This is a genomic window from Ignatzschineria rhizosphaerae (assembly GCF_022655595.1).
Taxonomy (GTDB): Bacteria; Pseudomonadota; Gammaproteobacteria; order Cardiobacteriales; family Wohlfahrtiimonadaceae; genus Ignatzschineria; species Ignatzschineria rhizosphaerae.
In genome coordinates this window covers 2193213-2215482 of the sequence record NZ_CP093379.1, presented here as the reverse complement: position 1 = coordinate 2215482, position 22270 = coordinate 2193213, and the positions used below count along the sequence as shown (strand labels likewise).

General features: G+C 41.1%; 19 protein-coding genes, 2 tRNA genes, 3 rRNA genes and 1 other RNA gene. 11 read left to right on the top strand and 14 right to left on the bottom strand.

Going from position 1 to position 22270, the window contains the following annotated elements; all coding sequences use genetic code 11:
- Window positions 1-90: 90 nt before the first annotated feature.
- From MMG00_RS09765 to MMG00_RS09725, 9 genes are all read right to left on the bottom strand, one after another.
- On the bottom strand, window positions 91-348 hold the full coding sequence (locus tag MMG00_RS09765) for a DUF2681 domain-containing protein (RefSeq protein WP_242147816.1): 258 nt from the start codon (window positions 346-348) through the stop codon (window positions 91-93).
- Window positions 335-688: a DUF2644 domain-containing protein gene (locus tag MMG00_RS09760; protein ID WP_242147814.1), complete on the bottom strand. Its 354-nt coding sequence runs from the start codon at window positions 686-688 to the stop codon at window positions 335-337. Before MMG00_RS09760 ends, MMG00_RS09765 begins: the two co-directional genes overlap by 14 nt.
- A complete protein-coding gene (locus MMG00_RS09755; RefSeq protein WP_242147812.1) occupies window positions 685-915 on the bottom strand; it encodes a hypothetical protein in 231 nt (76 codons plus the stop codon). Before MMG00_RS09755 ends, MMG00_RS09760 begins: the two co-directional genes overlap by 4 nt.
- A complete protein-coding gene (locus MMG00_RS09750; protein WP_242147811.1) occupies window positions 893-1444 on the bottom strand; it encodes a glycoside hydrolase family 108 protein in 552 nt (183 codons plus the stop codon). The genes MMG00_RS09755 and MMG00_RS09750 overlap by 23 nt, the downstream gene beginning before the upstream one ends.
- On the bottom strand, window positions 1435-1653 hold the full coding sequence (locus MMG00_RS09745; protein WP_242147809.1) for a hypothetical protein: 219 nt from the start codon (window positions 1651-1653) through the stop codon (window positions 1435-1437). Before MMG00_RS09745 ends, MMG00_RS09750 begins: the two co-directional genes overlap by 10 nt.
- Window positions 1653-2114, bottom strand: coding sequence for a head completion/stabilization protein (locus MMG00_RS09740; protein WP_242147807.1), 462 nt, complete (start codon window positions 2112-2114; stop codon window positions 1653-1655). The genes MMG00_RS09745 and MMG00_RS09740 overlap by 1 nt, the downstream gene beginning before the upstream one ends.
- Window positions 2115-2222: 108 nt before the next feature.
- Window positions 2223-2912, bottom strand: coding sequence for a phage terminase small subunit (gene gpM / locus MMG00_RS09735; protein WP_242147804.1), 690 nt, complete (start codon window positions 2910-2912; stop codon window positions 2223-2225).
- Window positions 2912-3952 (bottom strand): P2 family phage major capsid protein, encoded by a 1041-nt coding sequence (locus tag MMG00_RS09730; RefSeq protein ID WP_242147802.1) that lies wholly within the window; start codon window positions 3950-3952, stop codon window positions 2912-2914. The genes gpM and MMG00_RS09730 overlap by 1 nt, the downstream gene beginning before the upstream one ends.
- Before the next feature lie 11 nt (window positions 3953-3963).
- Window positions 3964-4782, bottom strand: coding sequence for a GPO family capsid scaffolding protein (locus tag MMG00_RS09725; RefSeq protein WP_242147800.1), 819 nt, complete (start codon window positions 4780-4782; stop codon window positions 3964-3966).
- A 259-nt stretch (window positions 4783-5041) separates the two neighbouring features.
- On the opposite strand from MMG00_RS09725, the gene MMG00_RS09720 reads away from it, so the two are divergent.
- The 3 genes from MMG00_RS09720 (at window position 5042) to MMG00_RS09710 (ending at window position 8994) form a co-directional block, all read left to right on the top strand.
- Window positions 5042-6754, top strand: a complete 1713-nt coding sequence (locus tag MMG00_RS09720; RefSeq protein WP_242147798.1) for a terminase large subunit domain-containing protein — start codon at window positions 5042-5044, stop codon at window positions 6752-6754.
- Window positions 6754-7746 carry a phage portal protein gene (locus MMG00_RS09715; RefSeq protein ID WP_242147796.1) on the top strand — a complete coding sequence of 331 codons (993 nt, stop codon included), beginning with the start codon at window positions 6754-6756 and terminating at the stop codon, window positions 7744-7746. The genes MMG00_RS09720 and MMG00_RS09715 overlap by 1 nt, the downstream gene beginning before the upstream one ends.
- 597 nt (window positions 7747-8343) lie before the next feature.
- Entirely contained in the window at window positions 8344-8994 is a 651-nt protein-coding gene (locus MMG00_RS09710) for a hypothetical protein (protein WP_242147794.1), read from the top strand.
- 107 nt (window positions 8995-9101) lie between these two features.
- Here the strand turns inward: MMG00_RS09710 and ssrA are convergent.
- From ssrA to MMG00_RS09695, 3 genes are all read right to left on the bottom strand, one after another.
- Window positions 9102-9455, bottom strand: a transfer-messenger RNA (tmRNA) gene (gene ssrA / locus MMG00_RS09705).
- A gap of 75 nt (window positions 9456-9530) precedes the next feature.
- Window positions 9531-10148, bottom strand: coding sequence for a tetratricopeptide repeat protein (locus MMG00_RS09700; protein ID WP_242147792.1), 618 nt, complete (start codon window positions 10146-10148; stop codon window positions 9531-9533).
- A gap of 116 nt (window positions 10149-10264) precedes the next feature.
- The gene (locus MMG00_RS09695) at window positions 10265-10918 is read right to left on the bottom strand and encodes a hypothetical protein (protein ID WP_242147790.1); all 654 of its coding nucleotides are present in this window, start codon (window positions 10916-10918) and stop codon (window positions 10265-10267) included.
- A 121-nt stretch (window positions 10919-11039) separates the two neighbouring features.
- Between MMG00_RS09695 and argF the strand changes: the two genes are divergently transcribed.
- Window positions 11040-12041 (top strand): ornithine carbamoyltransferase, encoded by a 1002-nt coding sequence (argF, locus tag MMG00_RS09690; protein ID WP_242147788.1) that lies wholly within the window; start codon window positions 11040-11042, stop codon window positions 12039-12041.
- Window positions 12042-12166: 125 nt separating this feature from the next.
- Here argF and MMG00_RS09685 read toward each other — a convergent pair whose 3' ends face one another.
- Entirely contained in the window at window positions 12167-12862 is a 696-nt protein-coding gene (locus MMG00_RS09685) for a tetratricopeptide repeat protein (protein ID WP_242147784.1), read from the bottom strand.
- A 743-nt stretch (window positions 12863-13605) separates the two neighbouring features.
- Between MMG00_RS09685 and MMG00_RS09680 the strand changes: the two genes are divergently transcribed.
- The 6 genes from MMG00_RS09680 to MMG00_RS09655 all read left to right on the top strand — a co-directional run bounded on the left by MMG00_RS09680 (window position 13606) and on the right by MMG00_RS09655 (window position 20709).
- Window positions 13606-15145: ribosomal RNA gene (locus MMG00_RS09680) — 16S ribosomal RNA — on the top strand.
- A 63-nt stretch (window positions 15146-15208) separates the two neighbouring features.
- Window positions 15209-15285, top strand: a tRNA-Ile gene (locus MMG00_RS09675).
- A gap of 14 nt (window positions 15286-15299) precedes the next feature.
- Window positions 15300-15375 (top strand) — tRNA-Ala (locus tag MMG00_RS09670).
- Between the two features lie 545 nt (window positions 15376-15920).
- Window positions 15921-18832: ribosomal RNA gene (locus MMG00_RS09665) — 23S ribosomal RNA — on the top strand.
- 177 nt (window positions 18833-19009) lie between these two features.
- Window positions 19010-19124, top strand: a 5S ribosomal RNA gene (rrf, locus tag MMG00_RS09660).
- Together the 16S, 23S and 5S rRNA genes with 2 tRNA genes alongside form the textbook arrangement of a ribosomal RNA operon.
- A 1045-nt stretch (window positions 19125-20169) precedes the next feature.
- Complete coding sequence (locus MMG00_RS09655; protein ID WP_242147782.1) at window positions 20170-20709, top strand: hypothetical protein; 540 nt, start codon at window positions 20170-20172, stop codon at window positions 20707-20709.
- A 65-nt stretch (window positions 20710-20774) separates the two neighbouring features.
- Here MMG00_RS09655 and MMG00_RS09650 read toward each other — a convergent pair whose 3' ends face one another.
- Window positions 20775-21092: an FtsB family cell division protein gene (locus MMG00_RS09650; protein ID WP_242147780.1), complete on the bottom strand. Its 318-nt coding sequence runs from the start codon at window positions 21090-21092 to the stop codon at window positions 20775-20777.
- A gap of 90 nt (window positions 21093-21182) precedes the next feature.
- Here MMG00_RS09650 and prfA point away from each other — a divergent pair, with 90 nt between their 5' ends.
- Window positions 21183-22268 (top strand): peptide chain release factor 1, encoded by a 1086-nt coding sequence (prfA, locus tag MMG00_RS09645; protein ID WP_242147778.1) that lies wholly within the window; start codon window positions 21183-21185, stop codon window positions 22266-22268.
- Window positions 22269-22270 lie beyond the last annotated feature (2 nt).

Genomic DNA, 22270 nt, shown 5'->3' with positions numbered 1-22270 from the left:
TTATATAAATCGTTATAGTTTTCTTCCTGCAGTTTCGTTTCTTCAGTATCCTTTTCAGATACGTAATGGATATCGAAAAGCAGGCATAGATCAGGGTTTGTCTCGTAGATAACCTTTGTCGTGCAAGCGCTCATCAGTATCGCGAGGGTCACGCTTATTGCGATTTTCCACATCTTTTTTCACCTCAATTGCTTTTAGTGTTTCCTTAGCTGCACTGTTTTGCATTTTGCTTGCTTCCAGCTCTTTTTCGACAGATTCACGTTTGGATTGCTCTCGTTGCAAAAGAAGATAGAAGACGAATGACAGGGCACTTAAAACAAAACCTAGAAGCTGCTTAATATTCTTCACGGGGTTTACTCATATTGGTGGGTTTATTGGGATATGAATCATGGACATGCTTACGAATCTCTTCTTTTTGTTGATCCGTAATATTGCCTTCTAACCTAAAGGTTTGAGGGTTTGATCTTTCAACCTTCAATCTGCCTAATTCGTTCAATCCCTTACTAGGTAATTGCCCCAATGTAGCTAAAAGGAATGTTCCAAAGAGCCATTCAATGCCAGGATGTCCTTTGATTGCTAAGATAATGAGAACGATAGCCCCGATAATCGCACCAAAAAAGGCCAGAGTTTTATTGCTATCAATGCGCTCATTACTATTCTTTAAGCACTCCAATACATTTACTTTCATGAACAAACTCCTTGAAAATAAGTGTTTTCACGAAGCTTTTTAAGTCGCTCATCATTGCTGTCACTCGGTAAGATCTCTTTCATCTCGTAGCTTTCGCAATAGCCTGATTCTGCTTTTTCGCCGTAATTGATATCTGGACGAGGATTGCTACAAGCTGAGACGACGATCGCAACGGTTGCCAATGCGAATGTCATTAAAATGGCTCTAAAGTAATCTTTCATATTCATTGATACGCTCCTTCCAGTTGATACGGCGACTTGCTAATAAGCGATTGCGCCACCCTTGGATATACTTGTATTGAGTTTTAGGGGAGATAATGACGTAAAAATCTAATGTTCTGTAACAGAGCGCTTCAATGAGTAATGCTTCAGAAGCGTTTGAGATCGCATTTAACGTATTAGCACCAATCACCCCATCATCTGTTACACCAACCGCACGTTGTAGAATTAGCGTTGTTTGCTTATGGCCAGAATGAATTGAGAGCAGATAGATATTAAAAGCAGCATCATTCATGATGTTTGAAGCAAGTGAATCATTCCAAAACGCCTTGCGGTAAATCTCTTTCGCCTCAGCTTTGGTAAGATCGATCATTCTTCCTTTATAGCCATGAGCTTCTGCTAAGCGTTTGGCAATGCCGTAGTTTGTTTCGCCCCCTGGATCATCAGGGTCATTAACATGGCCGCCTTCAATACGAATAACTTCATCTGTGAAAGCTTGGAATCGTGCTTCCTGGTATTTATCCAAATTTAATCCCATAGCTGCTTTATCTCCTTTTTTTGTACTCTGTTATGAGGTACATAAATCTTAGTTCTCACTGGCAATGTTGTTGGCAGTGTTGCTAGATGCCGGTTTTTTTCATGCGTAAGTACTGCTTCTAATAACGCTGTGCTAATCTCATTGCGATATAAGCATCCATCAAGTGTTTCAAAGCCATTTGCTTCAATAGTGCGATTAACAATTGTCATTACACTAACGCCACAAGAGAGGCTGACTGGCCTAAGAATCTGCGGATTGCCATGTTGTAATTGGCATTTAGTGTGAGCGTTGAATCATTAGTTGCTGCTTTAACGTCTTGCCCTGGCTTTCTTGCAAGATCAACATCAATGTACTCTTCGTTAATCTTCTGCTTTGCAAGTGAATAGACCGCTTCTTTAAATAGTCTGACTTGACGTGAACGCTCACGTTCACTCGGTAACTCTTCGAGTTTTGCAATACCTTCACGCTCTTTGGCTTCTGCATATTCATCTAAAGCATCAGTAACCGTGATGTACGCTATTTCTAAAGCTTTTAAGCTTTGCTCATCCGTAATTGCTGAGTAAAGGCGATAATCTTTGTGTAATTCAGCAACAGTAATAGACGGCCAGAAGCTGATGTAATTCACTTCTCCAACTTTTTTACTCTCTGTTATTGCTGTTAAACCACTCATATCTCACTCACTTATAAAATTAGGTAAGGGGGTAGATGCGTATCTAAAGTGTATGAACCATCAACGCTTTATCACGCAAGCCCCCTTGGAGGCGCGGTGCCATAAAAATTATTTAGGTACTTTTTCAGAATCATTTAATTGCTTGTTAACACGCTCTAAGTCATTCTTAGCACCAACCTTTTGATCAAGTTCGAGCGCTTTTTCGTAGTATTCCTTCGCTCGCTGGAAGCTTGCCTTTGACTTCAGTGCTTCTACTTTTTTACCTAGTTCTCTTAAGAACTTTGCATAAGACTGATCATTCGGTTGTTGTTCTGGCGCTTCAATGCTTGCAATGATTTGGTAAATCTCTTCAGCTTGGGTTGCTGTAATTGCTTTAAATTGGTCATTACCATCATGTGCTGTCATTGTTTTTGCTGAATCAGTGATAAATGTCTGAACCGACACCTTAAATCCTTCAGGCATTGGAATATCAAACTTCACCATGTATCTTGCAATCTGTATAAACTCATCAATGAGCATTGCATCAGCAGACCAGACGAGCATCATGCGAGTGATGGGATCATTAACTGCAACATCTTGAGCAACAATCCCTGAAACATAATGCATGTATTTTGGTACTTTATATTTCTTCGCAAAGTGTCTGTGTTGCATTGATTCCATGCTTTTCATTTCTAGAATGTCACCACGGAGATTCCCTTCAAGTTCTGCGAGAATCGGATTTGTGCTCTGCGTTTCAGCTACTGCAGCACTGATTTGTGCTGCAATCGCTTCTCGCATTTTTTTAATGCGATGGGGCATTATTCACCTCCGTTTGCTTCATCCAAAGGAACCGCAACAGTGACGTTTTCAGCGATAATGATTTGCTCATAATCACCGATGGCGTATGTTTCAAGCGCTTGGTTGAAAAGTTCTAACTGTGAGCGAGCGCTATTTACGTTTGGGTGAATATTAGTACTGCCTTTTTTTGTTAAGTGATGCAAGTTTGCGAGGTTTGTGACAATCACTGTTTTTTCAGGGAAGTAATCAGGGGTTAAGACTTCATCTCCATTGGATAGATAAGTTGCTGCTAAGCCTACTTTTTTTCCTGCTGTTTCACTGACATCAGCTGTTTCAGCTAAGCCCATGCTTCTCGCATCAACTAAATCACTAGAAGCCAAAACAACGAGATCTTTACGTTTATACATCGGGATTTGAGCTTTAAGACCAATGACTAATGCATCAAGGTTTGCGTAGTCACCGTTTTTTCCGATCGTAATTGCATCTTTCAATACATTCGTAGGTTTATTTGTACGTACATGCTGAAGCCAGCCGATAGCTACATCCTCACCTAGAGGATTCTTTGTTGGATCAGTCTCATCAGCGGCTTTAATACCATGCCAACCGATCATGACGATATCGTTCATTTTTGACGTGCGTCGGCGATCATTGATACGATCTAAAAATTTATTGCGATCTGTAGTAGACCAACGATTGAGATCGCTGAATTTAATATGCGTATCGTGATCGATCACGACACATTCATATTTCACCCCTTTGACTGTGCCCATTTCTTTTGTTTTTCGATCATTTTTAGTTGTATCAGTACGACCTGAAACAATACCGCCAGCTTCATAATTGAGGTCATTCACGATCATTTCATCACAAGTTGACATTGTGATACGCTTAAGAAACGGAGATGCATCTTGTAATCCGGTAATCCAGCGATGTTCAACGCTTGGAATAACTGAAAAGGCATTTCCTTCAGCAACAAACTCAAAAGAGACATTGTTATGCTCTGCTTGACTCTTAAAGAATGCTGAGATGCCAGATTCGGCGGTTGAATTTAATAAAACTCTCATGTGTTGTGCTCCTAATATTCTGTTTTGCCGAAGCCGTCACTGTTAGGATTCTCTAACTGCACGACAGGGGTAAATGTTTGGGTTTTTGCCGGCTCTTTTGAGAGCTTTTCCTTGAGTGTGTTGAACTCAGTGCGAAGTTCTTCAAATGCTGTTTGCTGAGTTTTAAACTTAGAATTTAAAGATTCTTCTCGCTCATCAAATACTTTTGCAATCTCTGAAAATGCTCCTTCGAGATCCTCTTGATTGAAAGTTTCGGATGCCTTCTCTTTAAAGAGATCCGCCACAAATCTTTTAATAGAGAATTTTTTCTCTTCTGTGGTTTCTTCATCTTCACTAAATGAGAAATCAGCTTCGTGTGGATCGGTTTTAAATGTTTCAACACCGAATAGGGCAGAAAATTGTAGAACGTCAGTTCCTAAGCTTGCAGGATTATCAGTACAAGCAAGACCTACAAGGTAGGCTTTCCCTTTGCCAGCAAAATTTCGATTCATTTCAATTGATGAGTAGATTTTTTGCCCTTTCTTATTGATGGCTACTAAATCCTGAGAAACACCAAGTTGGACATATAAAGCTTGGCGTTTTTCTCCGAAAAGAGTAATTTCTTCGGATTTAACACTAAAGACATCACCATACATTTTAAATTCTGAATCAATATACCAACCGCGAATATGATCTAAGTTGATGCGTGCGCCATATACTTCAGGGTCATATGTTTCTGCCATTTCAATGATTTCTTGTGCTGTGATGACTCTTCCATCAACAGTTTCACCTGACACGGCGACTCGAAACCATCCGGTTTTTTTAAGTCCATGTCGAATTGCTTCACTCATGAGTTCTTTCTCCAAATAAATATTAATTTTGCGCACTAAGATCTGGTTGTTCGTTAAAGGACTTCATCATCGCTAAGACCACTTTTTTATGCGAGCTGTTACGCCTTACATTATTTGCTATGAAAATCTCTTGAATCTCTCATGGATAGCTTGATTTCAAAGAAAATTAGACGAAATAATACAAGGGGCGATAACTCGCGCTATTTAATTAGAAGAACGACACTAAGAGCCTGATAAATAGCTGATTAACACAGGTGTCATGGCTCAAATAACTCTCCCCCCTTTAACTATTCCAGAAGAAGATCAGGCAAGGATTCTTTACTTTGCCGGCTGGACTTTAACCGATATTGCAACAAGGTTGGAAAGACCTGTGAGCACGGTTTCAGCGTGGAAAACTAATCGAAAATGGGATAGTGCAACGACATTTCAACGCTTACAAAATGGTGTTGAAACACGTTATTTGATGCTCATTTATAAAGAGAATAAGAGCAATGCTGACTATAAAGAGTTAGATCAGCTTAAAAGGCATTTACAGGATCTCTTCTTTCCTAAAGATGAAGATGCCGGCGGCGGTAAGAAGAAAAAGAAAAGAACTGCTAAAAATATTTCGCCAGAAGAGTTTGCGGAAATTATTAATGAGGCTTGGGAAGGGGCAGGATTCAAGTATCAGAAAGATTTTTTAAAAGAATCTGCAAAGCACAAAATCTCAATGCTGTTGAAAGGCCGTCAAACTGGTCTTACTTGGTCATTGGCGATAGGGCGCTGTTTAGTACGTGCAGTGAACTTAAAGCATGATCAGATTTATATCTCAGCGTCACAGAAGCAAGCTTTCCAAGCTCGTGATTATATTAAGCGATTCGTGAAAGAACACACTGGTATTGAATTATCGGGTGTTGAAGATATTGAATTGCCTAATGGTGCAAAGATTTATTTCTTAGCGACAAACTTTGCGACGGCACAGGGATATTCTGGGGATGTAACAGTTGATGAGTACGCATGGATGCTCAACTTTGATCTGCTCACTGAAGTAGTGAAAGCATGTGCAACGCTAAAGCAATACACAATTGTGATGAGCTCAACACCAAGTATGGCATCCCATCCATCTCATAATGCCTGGAAAGGGATTACAGAAAGTAATAAAGCAGGTGTTAAATTCACGAAGAAACAGACGCAAAAAGGGATTCTCTGTGAAGATCATACTTATCGTAAAACTATCACAGTTGAGGATGCTGTTGCCGGCGGTAATGAGCTTATTGATATTGATCAGCTTAAACAGTTATTCCCTGATAACTATCATTTCTTGTATATGGCTGAGTGGCTTAAAAAGAGCAATTCACTCTTTGATGCTGCAACAATCATGCGAAACATGGTGCCGGCATTTAGTGAGTGGTTCGATTATAACGAGCACTTAAAGAGGCCGTATGAAGATCGTCCTGTCATTCTTGGATATGATCCTGCACTTAAAAAAGATGCGAGTGCTGTTGTGGTGATTGCGTTACCAACACCTGAATATCCATTTTATCGAGTACTTGAAAAGTACAACTTCTTTGGTAACAAATTTGAAGAGCAAGCAAAAGAGATTAAGAAGCTCACAGAGCGTTTTAATGTTGTGCATATCGGTATCGATACAACTGCAATTGGTGCTGCAGTCTACCCATTAGTGAAAGCATTTTTCCATAACACGACAGGGAAGCAGGGAACATCTCAGCTTAAATATTTATTGGTCACCCAAATGCAAGGGCTATTTAGACAAAACAGAGTGAAATTTCCGATCGATTGGACTGATCTTTTTGAGTGCTTCATGGCGATATCGCTCGCAACAACAAGAGCTGATTCAGTCGTTATTGAAACATCAAGGTCACAGGCAAATGCGCATGGTGACTATGCTTGGTCAACGATGTATGGAATTGGATTTTATGAAGATATTACAGGTGAAACTCACCAACAAGAAGGACGCGGAGGCGTTTTATAATGACAAATAAACGTAAAGAAGATGAAGGCCAAATCATTACATTTGGTATTAATGAAGAAATAACAGAGAAAAATATCTATGAGATGCTGGGTTTTCAGTGGGATGGCGGTCATGAGCTTTATTACAGACAGCCATACAATTATTGGAAGCTTCATCTTGCAAGTATGGGCGCTGCGCTTCATGAAACGAGCTTAAACTTTAAGACACGCTTTGCCACATCTTATTTTGAATCTAATTCATATTTAAGAAAGTCTGAGTTTAAGAAGTTCTTCTATGATTATATGATCTTTGGCCATGCTTATTTAGCAATTAACAAAGCTCGATTAGGAAATGTGTTATCGCTTTCTCATCTGCCTTCATTTTATATGCGAGTAGGTAAGCAAGGTGGGGCATATTTGGTGAATCCAGCAGAACTTAATGAGCCGATGTATTTTCCTGATGTACTGATTCAAAAGAACTATGATCCATCCCAAACTATTTACGGTAAGCCTGATTATCTCTCAGCTTTACCATCTGTAAGCTTGAATCAAAATGCTACGGCCTTCCGCATTCGTTATTATAAAAATGGGTCACATGCCGGTTTTATTTTGTCAGTAAGCGGCAAGATTAGTGATGGTCTTTTTGATGATATTAAAAAGGCATTAAGGCAATCAAAAGGGGATGGAAACTTCCAAAACTTACTTATCAATATGCCAGAAGGTAATAAGGATAGCGTTCAATTAATACCAATTGCAGATATTGGTGCAAAAGATGAATTTAATCTCATTAAAAGAGCAACGGATCGGGATATTAACGCGATTCACCGTGTACCACCTATATTCATGGGAATAGCACCAGAGAATGCTGGCGGGTTTGGGAAGCCAGAAGAGTATTTGGAGACATTCTACAACAATGAAATGCTACCGATCTTTAGTGAATTAGAAGATTTGAACGCTGATTTAGGCGTGAAAGCTTTCGTATTTAGAGAATATTCTAAAAAAGAAGATATATAGGGTGGTCGTCGCAAGAGCGTGATTTATTAGTGAGTCTTTCAAAAGCATTGATACTATCGGCTTAAATCGGTAACACTATATGCGTGATTCAATGTGATTAAAGTTACACTTTAATGATAAGTTGTTGATGTGTAAGTATTTATTAGTATTCAATAATCATCATTTAGACACGTTACCTAATCACATCAAATCACAAATAAATCACAAATATAGAATCTCTTAAACACGTTGCAATCCGTATCATTACACATGGTTTATTTTTTAGGTAACAGAAATCACGCCTTTCCGACACTACCCCACCACTTTTAAAATATAGAGATATATACCTATATCTGTTCATTAATTTATCAATTAATCTTACTTTTAATAAAATGAACCAACTTCTAAAAGTGCCTAAAAAGAACTAAAAAAGCAGAATGTAATACTTGTAATAGCTCGTAAGGAATAAAAGCAAGGAACAGCCAGTATCGGCGCTTCTAACGATATGATTGGAGCTTGGAAAAACAGGGTACACATTGCCCGCCGGGGCGGCGAGGTGACGGCGCAAATTATAATAAGGTATTATATGTATCCATTTAATAAAAATAGGTTTTTTTTATGACGAATACATATGTGTGTTTAAGACGAAAAAAGGAGTTACCTAAAGACTATTTCTTTTTGGAGAAATTTAGGGAGATAGGATTAACAGAATATTTCGATATCTCTTTACCAATAGATGAGGCAATTCTTTTGGATCCAAGAATTCAGGAGTTATTAATTGAAAGAGGTGTGGGTTCTAATGCATTGCTCCTTAAAGCTACGCTTACATGTGAAGATGTTTTTTCTCCAGATATTCCTATTGATAATACGATAGAGATTATAAAAAAATATATTAATAGATTTAAGATATCTAAAAAGTTGATCATTATAGATCCATATTTTTATGCTCGAGAAGATAAAAAGATATTTGAGCAATTGATTGATGAGGTTGCATCTGAACTAACACAGATTACAATTCTGACAAACGGAAAGATTGAAGATAAAAAAGCGGAATATCATGCCTATTTAAAGAAGGTATCACCTTCTATTTCAATTGTTGATAAAGTAAGTACGACTATTCACGATCGGTTTTGGATTGATCCTGAAAATAAAATCGGAATTATCATGGGAACTTCTTTGAATGGTATCGGTAACAGCATTTCCCTTGTTGATAATATAAAAAAAGAAGATGTTAAAAAAATTCTTGAATTTATTAAAGCAGCTTTATAGGGATGAATTAAGGTAATAAAAAAGGATCTGTTCCCGCCAAATATCCCGCCAAGTAGATACTCATATACAACAAAGCCCGCTAAATAGCGGGCTTCTTCAATCATGATTGGTGGAGGCGGCGGGATTTGAACCCGCGTCCGAAAACTATCCATTCTTGGTACTACATGTTTAGCCGTATCTTTAATTTAACTTCACATCGTCCGACCGGCAGGAGATGTAAAGCTGTTCTAAGTTAAGTTTCGCAGAATACCCCCTAGAAATGATATTCCACTATTTCGTTTAAGTTGACTGATGATAATACCGAACGAACACAATATTATGATCAGTTAGCAGACTAAGCTGCTAAAGCGTAGTTATTATCGTTTGCAATTATAACTGTTTGCCGCGTTTTTACGAGACTCTCGACCTTCTCGACATGCACCTCAAACTTCAACATCCCCGTCGAATCCAAGAACGCCCCCGTTTAAGTTGATAGGACATTATATGTCTTTTACGAAAATTGTGCAAGATGCCGATAATAACGATCTTTACGCAGACTATTGTTCAGGGCTATTTTTAAGTTCCGGATGCGCTGTTAAAAGATCTTGTAAGGCAATAATCGCTGGAGAGAAGCCTTCTTGTGCCGGCATTTCTAATAAAGCCTTTGCCCTTGGGAGATCTTTGGTGATGCCTGGGCGTGATTTTGTGAGGAGTTTGGCAAGCTCGGTTCTTGCATAATGATGATCTCGGTTTGCGGCAAGCTCATAAAAAGAGACTGCTTTAGGAACGCTCAATCCGATGATGACATCATTGGCATACATGTAGCCAATCTTAAAAAGAAGCGCGGTATTGTCAGGTGTATTAGGTAACTGTGAGATTTTCTCTTCTAACTTGTTAATCTCCGTAATGGCCCGAGGCTCTTCATTTTTAGAGAGAAGAAAGTAGCGAAGTGCAAGCGCTAAGTCGATCGCTGATTCGCTTTTTTCTAATTCGATTAAGCCCAAATAATAGAGTGCTTTAGTGTATTTTTTATTAACCGCTTTTTGCAAATATTGCGTTGCTTTACGATAATCCTTCTGAACATATTTCCCTTCATAATAGAAAGTACCCATACGATAGAGATCGACCTTATTTTTGAAAGCTGCTGAGATTCTAGTGAGGAGATATTCAAACATACATTCGGCCTTTTATGGAAACCTGTCGTCAATGAAAATGGATTAAAGAAAACGAATTAAAATTTAGTATATCGCTTTCTCTATTGATTGTAGAGAAAGGGCATCAAGAAAAGTCGTTATTGCGCTTGATAGCTCTTAAGGCGCAGCTCATACCGTTTTCCTTTTTCGTAATAGGCAATTAATGCCGGGAGGTAGTAGTTCTGTGGTGAAAGCCCAAGTTCCACACGATCATCACCTTCACCGCTAACATAGAGGGTAATTGGCGTTTGCTTACCATTAATGTAGGCTTCTTCTGTGCCAGTTTTAATAAAAGGTGGGCGCTCATACACTTTTTTGCCATTAGTCGTTTGTACTTTTTCTGTAATGGGGGCTTTATTGAGCGTTGCTTGCCATGCGGTTGTGAAGAAGTCTTGGGCAAGTGCTGTCATTTTTGCATTGTTCACTTGTCCACTTCTGCCATAGATAATCTCTTTTTTAGCAGTATCAAAATTGGCATAAGCATAAGGTTTGCCGCTTCTCACATCTTCAAAGGATTGTGTAATAAGACGGTTGTTATTGACCGCTCCTTTACTGGTAAAGTGCATATTTTTAAAAGGGATATGTACCGTAGTATCTAAGTTGTAGGTGGCATCATCATAAGTAAATGTCATAGATGCCGGCACTTGAAAAGGGCCCGTAAAATTAAGCTTAATTTTGTGAGGTAATGTTTCTGCTTGCGTGAATAGCGTCAAAAAAGTGAGTGTAGAAATAAGCAGTAAGCGTTGAATCATGATTGGAAACCTCTAAAAATATAGGAAGGGTTCTATATCCCTGATATGATGAAATCTCGCTCATCAAAAGGTGAGTGAATTTATTTGAATACTGACATTATACTGCGAAGAGGAGCTGCGCATGCAACCGAATTTACGTCAAAGACATTTTCTGAAGCTACTTGATTTTACAAAAGAAGAAATTTTATATCTCGTAGGACTTGCTGAAGACTTGAAAAGAGCAAAGCGAGCAGGAATTGAAGAGCGACGATTAACCGGCAAAAATATTGCGCTAATTTTTGAGAAATCTTCCACAAGAACTCGCTGCGCATCTGAAGTTGCAGCAGTAGATCAAGGTGCTGTTACAAGTTATTTAGGAAGTGATGGTACACAGATCGGTCATAAAGAATCGATGAAAGATACCGCGCGCGTACTAGGTGATATGTATGATGCGATTCTCTATCGTGGTTTTAGTCAAGATGTGCTTGAGAATGAGCTTGCAGCTTATGCCGGAGTTCCTGTCTATAATGGTTTAACCGATGAATTTCACCCAACACAAATGCTCGCTGATCTTTTAACGATGAAAGAGAATAGTGATAAACCTGTCTCAGCCTTAAGTTACGCTTATCTTGGGGATGCTCGTAATAATATGGGGAATTCTCATCTAGTAATGGCGGCAAAGCTTGGAGTAGATTTCCGTGTCGGAGCGCCAAAACATCTCTGGCCGGAAGAAGCATTGATTAAGCAGTGTCAAGAACTTGCAAAAGTAAGTGGCGCGACATTAACCTTTACAGATAATGCTGAAGAAGCAGTAAAAGGCGTTGATTTTATCCATACAGATGTGTGGGTTTCAATGGGGGAGCCAGAAGATGCATGGCGTGATCGTATTGCACAATTAAAAGCATTCCAAGTCAATGCTGCATTAATGCGTGCAACAGGTAATAAGAATACGAAGTTCATGCACTGCTTGCCGGCATTTCATAACCGTGAAACAACAGTCGGTGAATGGATCTATCAAACCTTTGGTTTAGATGGCGTGGAAGTCACAGAAGAGGTTTTTGAAAGTGCACAAGGCGTTCAATTCCAACAAGCAGGTAACCGCATGCATACAATCAAAGCAGTAATGGTTGCGACATTAGGTTAATTTGTGAAGTAGTCGTTATTTAAAGATGAAAAAAGCAGAGTAGGAATATCCTCTCTGCTTTTTGTTTGTAAGGTGTTATTTATATAGCACCGAAGTTAAATAGCGCTAAAGGCTGGGATCTAAATTTAGATTCTAGTATTTAATCTTCTTAAAAGATCTTTCGCTTCTTCCGGCGGATAGTTTTGAATAATACTTAATGCCCGTGGTGCAAAGCGATCGCCACTAGTTGCCGCTTGCTGGAAAAGTTGGAAGGCTTGTTGGTAATCAGCTGGGAAGTCTGGGGTATCTTGTGTATAGAGTAGCCCTAAGCGGTATGCAGCGTGCGGCTGTGTTGGTGCTGCAATTTGATACATTTGTGCAGCTGCCGGAATATTGACCATTGTACCTTGTCCTGCTTCAAGCATGGACGCTGCATTTAGTGCGGCACGGGTATTGCCTGCTTGTGCTGAACGTTGGAAGTAATTTAAAGCTGTTTCAAAACTCTTAGGTTCGCCTTGCCCTGTAAAGTAGATCATTCCAATATTATATAGTGCGTTAGCATTGCCTTGATCGGCTGATTGCTGCCAGAAGCGTTTAGCGGTAGAGATGTCTTGCGGTACGTCAGCGCCTTGAGCGTATTTATTACCAAGGTAGTATTGCGCATATTGATCGCCTTTATTAGCAAGCTTCGCAAGCTCTTCGGCATTTAGAGTTTTAACCATCTCAATATGCTGTGGAGAGATAGGTTGTGGTTCTTGGCTTTTTTTAGAGCTGGTAGGGAAAGAGAGACATCCTGTTAACATCAGGATGAAAGATGTATAAATAAGGGCACGTTTAATCATGGCTTATATTCCTATTCAAATTAATGTGTCTGTGCAAACTAAGTCTTTGTTACGCTCGTTATCTTTATATTTTTAGAATGTACTGCATTGGATCCTATTTTAGGGTAGCGTGCCAAGATATGGAAGTAACTTGTAAAAATTCTTGAAGAATAAATTTAAGAAGCAAGAGGCATCTAGGGATAAATGCGCCTCTTTATCAAAAAAATTGTAAGAAAATAGTTATGAAAATAGAGGGTTATCGTCTATTTAAGAAATTTTATAAAAATATACTTGCCAAAATCAAAATAAAGCGTAAGATACACCTCTCATTCAGACGGCAACGTTGAAGATGATTCAGAAGAAGTGGTTTGTTAGTTAATCTTTTTAACTCTTAAATAACTTCTCTCTTTTAAGTTTAAGTTCAGTTTTTGGTTTGTTTTTGAAAATTGAATCGGTGCTTAAAAAGAGGTCAAAAATAAAATTGACTTGGATAAATCTTCTGGTAATATAGTTCGTCTGCTCAGGGCGGTGACGATCTCACCGGGCAGTAATCGAGACGATTACAACGCTGTAGTTTGACTCCCTGAAGTTCTTTAACAATTTAATCTTAAGTAAGTTTGTATGGGGGCTTGTATGTTTTTGCGATAGCAAAAAATATAAGTCTAACCACGAACAATTCCAGCAACTATTTTTTTATAATGGGAATAGTAGCAGTAATTGAGTATGAATGGTTAGATCGAAAGATTTAAACATTATAAGGATTTAAACTGAAGAGTTTGATCCTGGCTCAGATTGAACGCTGGCGGTATGCTTAACACATGCAAGTCGAACGGCAGCACGAGGAAAGTTTACTTTCTTCGGTGGCGAGTGGCGGACGGGTGAGTAATGCATAGGAATCTACCTTTTAGTCTAGGATAACTACCCGAAAGGGTGGCTAATACTGGATGTGGACTACGGTTTAAAGCAGGGGACCTTCGGGCCTTGCGCTAAGAGATGAGCCTATGTGGGATTAGCTAGTTGGTGAGGTAATGGCTCACCAAGGCGACGATCTCTAGCTGGTTTGAGAGGATGATCAGCCACACTGGGACTGAGACACGGCCCAGACTCCTACGGGAGGCAGCAGTGGGGAATATTGGACAATGGGGGAAACCCTGATCCAGCAATACCGCGTGTGTGAAGAAGGCCCTAGGGTTGTAAAGCACTTTTGTTAGGGAGAACGGGTCTTACTATTAATACTAGTAGGATTTGATGTTACCTAAAGAATAAGCACCGGCTAACTCCGTGCCAGCAGCCGCGGTAATACGGAGGGTGCAAGCGTTAATCGGAATTACTGGGCGTAAAGGGCGCGTAGGTGGTAACTTAAGTTGGGTGTGAAATCCCCGGGCTCAACCTGGGAATTGCATCCAAAACTGGGTTGCTAGAGTATGGTAGAGGGTAGCGGAATTTCTGGTGTAGCGGTGAAATGCGTAGATATCAGAAGGAACATCAATGGCGAAGGCAGCTACCTGGGCCAATACTGACGCTGAGGCGCGAAAGCATGGGGAGCAAACAGGATTAGATACCCTGGTAGTCCATGCTATAAACGATGACAACTTGTTGATGGGGGCACTGGCCTTCGTTGACGGAGCTAACGCGTTAAGTTGTCCGCCTGGGGAGTACGGTCGCAAGGCTGAAACTCAAAGGAATTGACGGGGACCCGCACAAGCGGTGGAGCATGTGGTTTAATTCGATGCAACGCGAAGAACCTTACCTGGTCTTGACATCTGCAGAACTTTCCAGAGATGGATTGGTGCCTTCGGGAACTGCAAGACAGGTGCTGCATGGCTGTCGTCAGCTCGTGTCGTGAGATGTTCGGTTAAGTCCGGCAACGAGCGCAACCCTTGTCCTTATTTGCCAGCACGTAATGGTGGGAACTCTAAGGAGACTGCCGGTGATAAACCGGAGGAAGGTAGGGACGACGTCAAGTCATCATGGCCCTTATGACCAGGGCTACACACGTGCTACAATGGTCGGTACAATGGGTTGCCAAGCCGCGAGGTGGAGCTAATCTCATAAAACCGATCCCAGTCCGGATCGTAGTCTGCAACTCGACTACGTGAAGTCGGAATCGCTAGTAATCGTGGATCAGAATGCCACGGTGAATACGTTCCCGGGTCTTGTACACACCGCCCGTCACACCATGGAAGTTGATTGCTCCAGAAGTAGGTAGCTTAAAAATGGGCGCTTACCACGGAGTGGTCGATGACTGGGGTGAAGTCGTAACAAGGTAGCCGTAGGGGAACCTGCGGCTGGATCACCTCCTTTAAAGAGCATTCGCAAAGCATACGAGTCTCCATAGAAACTTATTTAAGATCGATACCTAAATCTGGGCCTATAGCTCAGTTGGTTAGAGCACACGCTTGATAAGCGTGGGGTCGGTAGTTCGAGTCTACCTAGGCCCACCAAACAACCCATATATGGGGGATTAGCTCAGTTGGTAGAGCGCCTGCCTTGCACGCAGGAGGCCATCGGTTCGACTCCGTTATCCTCCACCAATTACTTTTGCTGTTAGTAAATGTAGTAATGATGGATGTTTCGGTGAGAACAGATTTAGATAAGTATCGGGTAGAATAGAAGATAAATAACCTGATTGGTTTTCTCTAGAAGTAGAGAGTGAGGAAGTCAGCTTATTTATACTCTAATCTAGTTAGAGTGTTCTTTAAAAATTTGGATTAGTTGGTGCAACGTAATAGCGATGCATTCAATAACAGTTGATTGATGTGATATCAAGTAACTGTTGTCGAGACTATTTCTAGTTCTTTTAATCTAGTGATTAGATGGAATGAACGAAATGAGAGAGTCGGGAGAGAAGTGCATCACTTAAGTAACGATGTATTCAATTTCATTGAAAAGTCAGATGTCTAGTTTATCTAGAGATCATGACAATTTGATAAAATGAGTTAACTTAAAGTGAAACGTTATCATGTTACATTCGTAGGAGAATTGAAGAGCTATTTGTCATATAACTGACGATTGTGATTTATCTTCCTGTTATTAACGCAAGTTAATAGTGGTGAAATAAGTCTAATCCCTATTATATGGTCAAGTGAATAAGCGTACATGGCGGATGCCTTGGCGATTACAGGCGATGAAGGACGTGGAAGTCTGCGAAAAGTTTCGGGGAGCTGGCAATCAAGCTTTGATCCGGAAATGTCCGAATGGGGAAACCCGCACAGGCTTAAAACCCTGTCATCCTTTAACTGAATATATAGGTTTAAGGAAGCGAACCTGGTGAACTGAAACATCTAAGTAACCAGAGGAAAAGAAATCAATTGAGATTCCCGCAGTAGTGGCGAGCGACCCGGGAAGAGCCGATACGTAATAACTATCAATATATAAGAACCACATGGAAAGGTGGGCCGAAGAGGGTGATAGCCCCGTATTTTAAATATCGATAGTGGTACTAAGCGTATCAACAAGTAGGGCGGGACACGTGAAATCCTGTCTGAACATGGGGGGACCATCCTCCAAGGCTAAATACTCGTAATCGACCGATAGTGAACAAGTACCGTGAGGGAAAGGTGAAAAGAACCCCTGTGAGGGGAGTGAAATAGAATCTGAAACCGTGTACGTACAAGCAGTGGGAGCCCTTTTTAGGGTGACTGCGTACCTTTTGCATAATGGGTCAGCGACTTATATTCTGTGGCAAGCTTAACCGAATAGGGGAGGCGTAGGGAAACCGAGTCTTAATAGGGCGTCAAGTCGCAGGGTATAGACCCGAAACCAGGCGATCTACCCATGGCCAGGCTGAAAGTTAGGTAACACTGACTGGAGGGCCGAACCCACATCTGTTGCAATAGATGGGGATGAGCTGTGGGTCGGAGTGAAAGGCTAATCAAGCTTGGAGATAGCTGGTTCTCCCCGAAAGCTATTTAGGTAGCGCCTCATGTAATTTACTTCCGGGGGTAGAGCACTGTTTCGGCTAGGGGGTCATCCCGACTTACCAACCCGATGCAAACTCCGAATACCGGAAAGTATTATCATGGGAGACACACAGTGGGTGCTAACATCCATTGTGGAGAGGGAAACAACCCAGACCGCCAGCTAAGGTCCCTAAATTATCGCTCAGTGGTAAACGATGTGGGAAGGCATAGACAGCTAGGATGTTGGCTTAGAAGCAGCCATCATTTAAAGAAAGCGTAATAGCTCACTAGTCGAGTCGGCCTGCGCGGAAGATTTAGCGGGGCTAAAGCGATATACCGAAGCTGCGGATGTATATTTTAAAATATATGTGGTAGGGGAGCGTTCTGTAAGCCTGTGAAGGTGGACTCGTAAGAGCTGCTGGAGGTATCAGAAGTGCGAATGCTGACATAAGTAACGTTAATGCGTGTGAAAGACACGCACGCCGAAAGACCAAGGTTTCCTGTTCAACGTTAATCGGAGCAGGGTGAGTCGGCCCCTAAGACGAGGCAGAGATGCGTAGTCGATGGGAATCAGGTTAATATTCCTGAACTCTCGTATCATGCGATGGAGGGACGGAGAAAGCTAGACCAGCTGGTTATTGGTATACCAGTGTAAGCAGGTAGGCAGAGATCTTAGGCAAATCCGGGATCTTAATGCTGAGATGTGAATGCGAGGAGGTTACGACCTCCGGAGTGGTTGATGCTATGCTTCCAAGAAAAGCTTCTAAGCTATAGTGATATGAGAACCGTACCCCAAACCGACACTGGTGGTTGGGATGAGAATTCTAAGGCGCTTGAGAGAACTCGGGTGAAGGAACTCGGCAAAATCGTACCGTAACTTCGGGAGAAGGTACACCTTCCATGGTGAACGCTTTACGCGGTAAGCTAAGGAAGGTCGCAGTGAAAAGCTGGCTGCAACTGTTTATCAAAAACACAGGACTCTGCAAACACGAAAGTGGACGTATAGGGTCTGACGCCTGCCCGGTGCTGGAAGGTTAATTGATGGGGTTAGCGTAAGCGAAGCTCTTGATCGAAGCCCCAGTAAACGGCGGCCGTAACTATAACGGTCCTAAGGTAGCGAAATTCCTTGTCGGGTAAGTTCCGACCTGCACGAATGGCGCAATGACGGCCAGGCTGTCTCCACCCGAGACTCAGTGAAATTGAAATCGCCGTGAAGATGCGGTGTACCCGCGGCAAGACGGAAAGACCCCGTGAACCTTTACTATAGCTTTACAGTGGATTTTGAATCTTTTTGTGCAGGATAGGTGGGAGGCTTTGAAGCTAAGACGCTAGTTTTAGTGGAGCCATCCTTGAAATACCACCCTGAAAGTTTTGGAATTCTAACTTAGACCCGTTATCCGGGTTAAGGACATTGTATGGTAGGTAGTTTGACTGGGGCGGTCTCCTCCGAAAGAGTAACGGAGGAGTACGAAGGTACCCTCAGCCCGGTCGGAAATCGGGCTATTGAGTGCAAAAGCAAAAGGGTGCTTGACTGCGAGACAGACACGTCGAGCAGGTACGAAAGTAGGTTTTAGTGATCCGGTGGTTCTGTATGGAAAGGCCATCGCTCAACGGATAAAAGGTACTCCGGGGATAACAGGCTGATTCCGCCCAAGAGTTCATATCGACGGCGGAGTTTGGCACCTCGATGTCGACTCATCACATCCTGGGGCTGTAGTCGGTCCCAAGGGTATGGCTGTTCGCCATTTAAAGTGGTACGCGAGTTGGGTTCAGAACGTCGTGAGACAGTTCGGTCCCTATCTGCCGTGGGCGTTGGAAATTTGAGAGGAGCTGCTTCTAGTACGAGAGGACCGAAGTGGACATATCTCTGGTGTTTGGGTTGTCATACCAATGGCATTGCCCAGTAGCTACATATGGACGGGATAACCGCTGAAAGCATCTAAGCGGGAAGCCTTCCTCAAGATTAGATTTCCCTAGGGGTTTAACCCCTCTAAAGGTCCGTCGAAGACTACGACGTTGATAGGTTGGGTGTGTAAGTGCAGTAATGCATTGAGCTTACCAATACTAATTGACCGTGAGGCTTGACCATATAATAGGTCTTAGACAATTTTGATACGAAACATGATAAAAGACTGTTTCACTAAAGTTCAAAATGAATACAAAATAACTTAAATAAAACGAAAGTTTGCTGTTATAATACCAACTAATCAAATTTATTCAGTGAGTGGAGTCACAATAAAAAAGACTTCAAGCGCGAACCAGTTTTCCTGGGGAGAATAGCACTATGGTACCACCTGATCCCATCCCGAACTCAGAAGTGAAACGTAGTAGCGCCGATGGTAGTGTGGGAGATCCCATGTGAGAGTAGGTCACCCCCAGGGCTTAATATAGGAAACCTCTAGTTCAGATGAGCTAGAGGTTTTTCTTTTGCCCAAAGAAAAGTAAAAGAGACGTGGAAGCTAGAAAAGTGAGGGTGAAGAGGAGAAGGTTCTTTACCCCTAAGACATGGAAGATGCTTCTCCTGCCGGCATGTAGATCAGAAAGAGACGAGATATTGACTCTGGCGATGGCTGAGCCTTAATAAGTACCATTAATCTCCTGCGAAAGCGCTGTGAAGTTAGAGGGATCTCATGGTTACCGGTGTAACGTGCAAACTTCTTTGTTAGCTGAGCCACGGCAACTTGGGGAACTTAGTTTTTAGAGTTTTAGAAACTAAATGAGATTGTTAACATCTAATAGGTCGCAGTTTTTTAGTTTAGAAGAAGCATCTCTTTCTTAAGATAATTTAGAACAAAGAGTAGAAATAGAGGCTGATCTACTTGCCGGCATGCAAGCCAGAAAGAGACGGGATATTGATTCCGGCGCTGGTTGAGCTTTAATAAGAACGATTTATTAAATCAGAAGAGATGAGGAGTTAGAAAGTCTATAAAGTTGCCGGTGTAATGTTCGAACTTCTTTGTTAGCTGAGCCGCGGCAACTTGGAGAACATAGTTTTCAGATGCTATAAAATAGGTTACGCAAAGCCAAGGATACTCTTAATCTTAATAAGTAATTATTTTGGTATTGAGATGAACCTGTTCTTACTCAGAGTGATTTAGAAAAAATAAGAAGAAATAGAAGTTAATAATCTGCCGGCATGCAAGCTAGAAAGAGACGGGATATTGACTCCGGCGATGGTTGAGCCTTGATAAGCACAGCTCATTTAATCTGATAGAGATGTGAAGTTAGTAGAAAGTCTATACAGTTGCCGATGGAATGCTTGGCTTCTTTGTTAGCTGAGCCATAGCAATTGGAGTAACTAGCGTTTTCTATTGTATGTGGCAAGAGATTAGAAGTATCTTTAATTCGTATTAGGTATCATTATAAGAAGGAATAATTTTTCAGGAAGAGTTGGCAGATTATAGATCTGATCTATGAAGGGATAAGATGGAAAAGCGAACATTGGCTTCTTTTTTAGGGGATAAAAATCCAGAAACTGAAATGGATTTAGTTGAACTCTCGGATAGAATCTGGGAGTTAGGAGATATTAATATCATTCATGATCAGTTAGAAGATGATGCTTTCTACACCTTTGTGATGATGAATATAATGGGTATCTGGAAAGGAGATGGTTGGGGAGGAATTCTTGAAAATGAGTCGCTTCTGCCCTATGTTGAATCTGCTTTAAAGGTATTTGAATTAGAAGAGACCGCACAGTATCACCAAGAACTTATGTTGTTATTTCCGGTTGATCCCTATGATGATTCTGTATTAAAAGTATTTTTTGATCATCATAATTTTTTAATTAGCCCTCGCTTTAAAGTGCAAGACCCTCGTTTGCAGGTGATTGATCGTGAGGAGAGGAGAAGACTTTCAATATCATATCAGCGCATTTTACCTATTTTAGATGATCTATCGGAAGCGATTTGGGCTTACGATGCGCCTAAACTTGAAGGATGGCAAATGATTTTAGATCGATTTAGATAAAAATGGATATAGAAGAACGCTTGTTGAAGCCATTAATGGTTGTGTGCTTTCAGCTTTGATGGAAACTAATCTTCTGATTCTTGATAGTTGCTATTATTTTCAGAAGGAATTACATGAAAGAATGTTTCATCTTCCTTGATGAGTCCTAAATGCTTTCTAGCGAGCTCTTCACGAGCACTATAGTTATGTTTGATGCCATTAATAATCTGACGAATATGATTATTTTGCTCGATAAGCTCTTGGTTTTGGAGTTTTAATTCCTCTAAAGAGAGTTGAAGATCATCTAATTTTTTACGACCAGTCTCTTCATCAAACCATGTTTGTTTGATGAGCAGTCCTAAGACTAATAGGAGAATGAGGAGTAAAAGATGCATTAACTTCATATTTGATCATTTCGCAATGTACGAAAGCCTTTAGATTTGAGATAATGAGCTACGAAAGTTTTAATAATCTATTATAGCGCAAAGTTACCAATGAAAGACAGTATAATCGCAAAGTTAGAAGAGCTGAAAGAGCGCTTAGAAGAAGTGTCTCACCTTCTATCTGATCCTGATGTTATTAATAATAATGACAAATTTAGAGAGCTATCACAGGAATATGCTCATTTAGACCCTGTAGTTGCAGAGTTTAATACGTGGAAATCGAATGAAGAAGGGCTTGCTGAAATTAAAGAGATCTTTAATGGTTCAGACAGTGAGCTTAAAGAGCTTGCGAAAGAAGAGCTCCCTATTTTAGAAGAAGAGAAGGAGCGATTAGAAAAATCGCTCAGTATTTTACTTCTTCCAACAGATCCTTTTGATAATAGTAATATCTTCCTTGAGGTTCGTGCCGGAACCGGTGGTGATGAAGCAGCAATTTTTGCCGGAGACTTACTTCGTATGTATATGCGTTATGCTGAAGAGCGTCGCTGGGGCATTGAGGTTATTAGTGAGCATCATGGTGAACATGGTGGTTATAAGGAAGCTGTTATCTTGATTAAAGGTCAAGGAGCATATTCTCGCCTTAAATTTGAATCAGGGGCGCATCGTGTTCAACGTGTTCCTGAGACGGAATCACAAGGCCGTGTTCATACCTCAGCGGCGACAGTTGCGGTATTACCGGAAATTCCGGAAACAGAGATGATCGAGATTAATCCGGCAGATCTTAAAATTGATACATTCCGTTCATCAGGAGCGGGTGGTCAGCACGTTAACGTAACGGATTCAGCAATTCGTATTACGCATTTACCAACAGGTGTTGTTGTTGAGTGTCAAGATGAGCGTTCACAGCATAAAAACAAAGCGAAAGCGATGAGTTTACTGGGCTCAAGATTACTAGAAGCTGAGCGGGAACGTGAGCAGAAAGAGATGAGCGAAACTCGCCGTAACTTAGTAGGTTCAGGTGACCGCTCAGAGAGAATTCGTACCTATAACTATCCGCAAGGTCGTATTACAGATCACCGTATTAACTTAACACTCTATAAGCTAGATGAGATCGTTAACGGGGATTTAGACCAAGTTATTGAACCGTTAATTCAAGAGAACCAAGCTGATCTATTAGCGGCTATTGGAGATGAATAAAC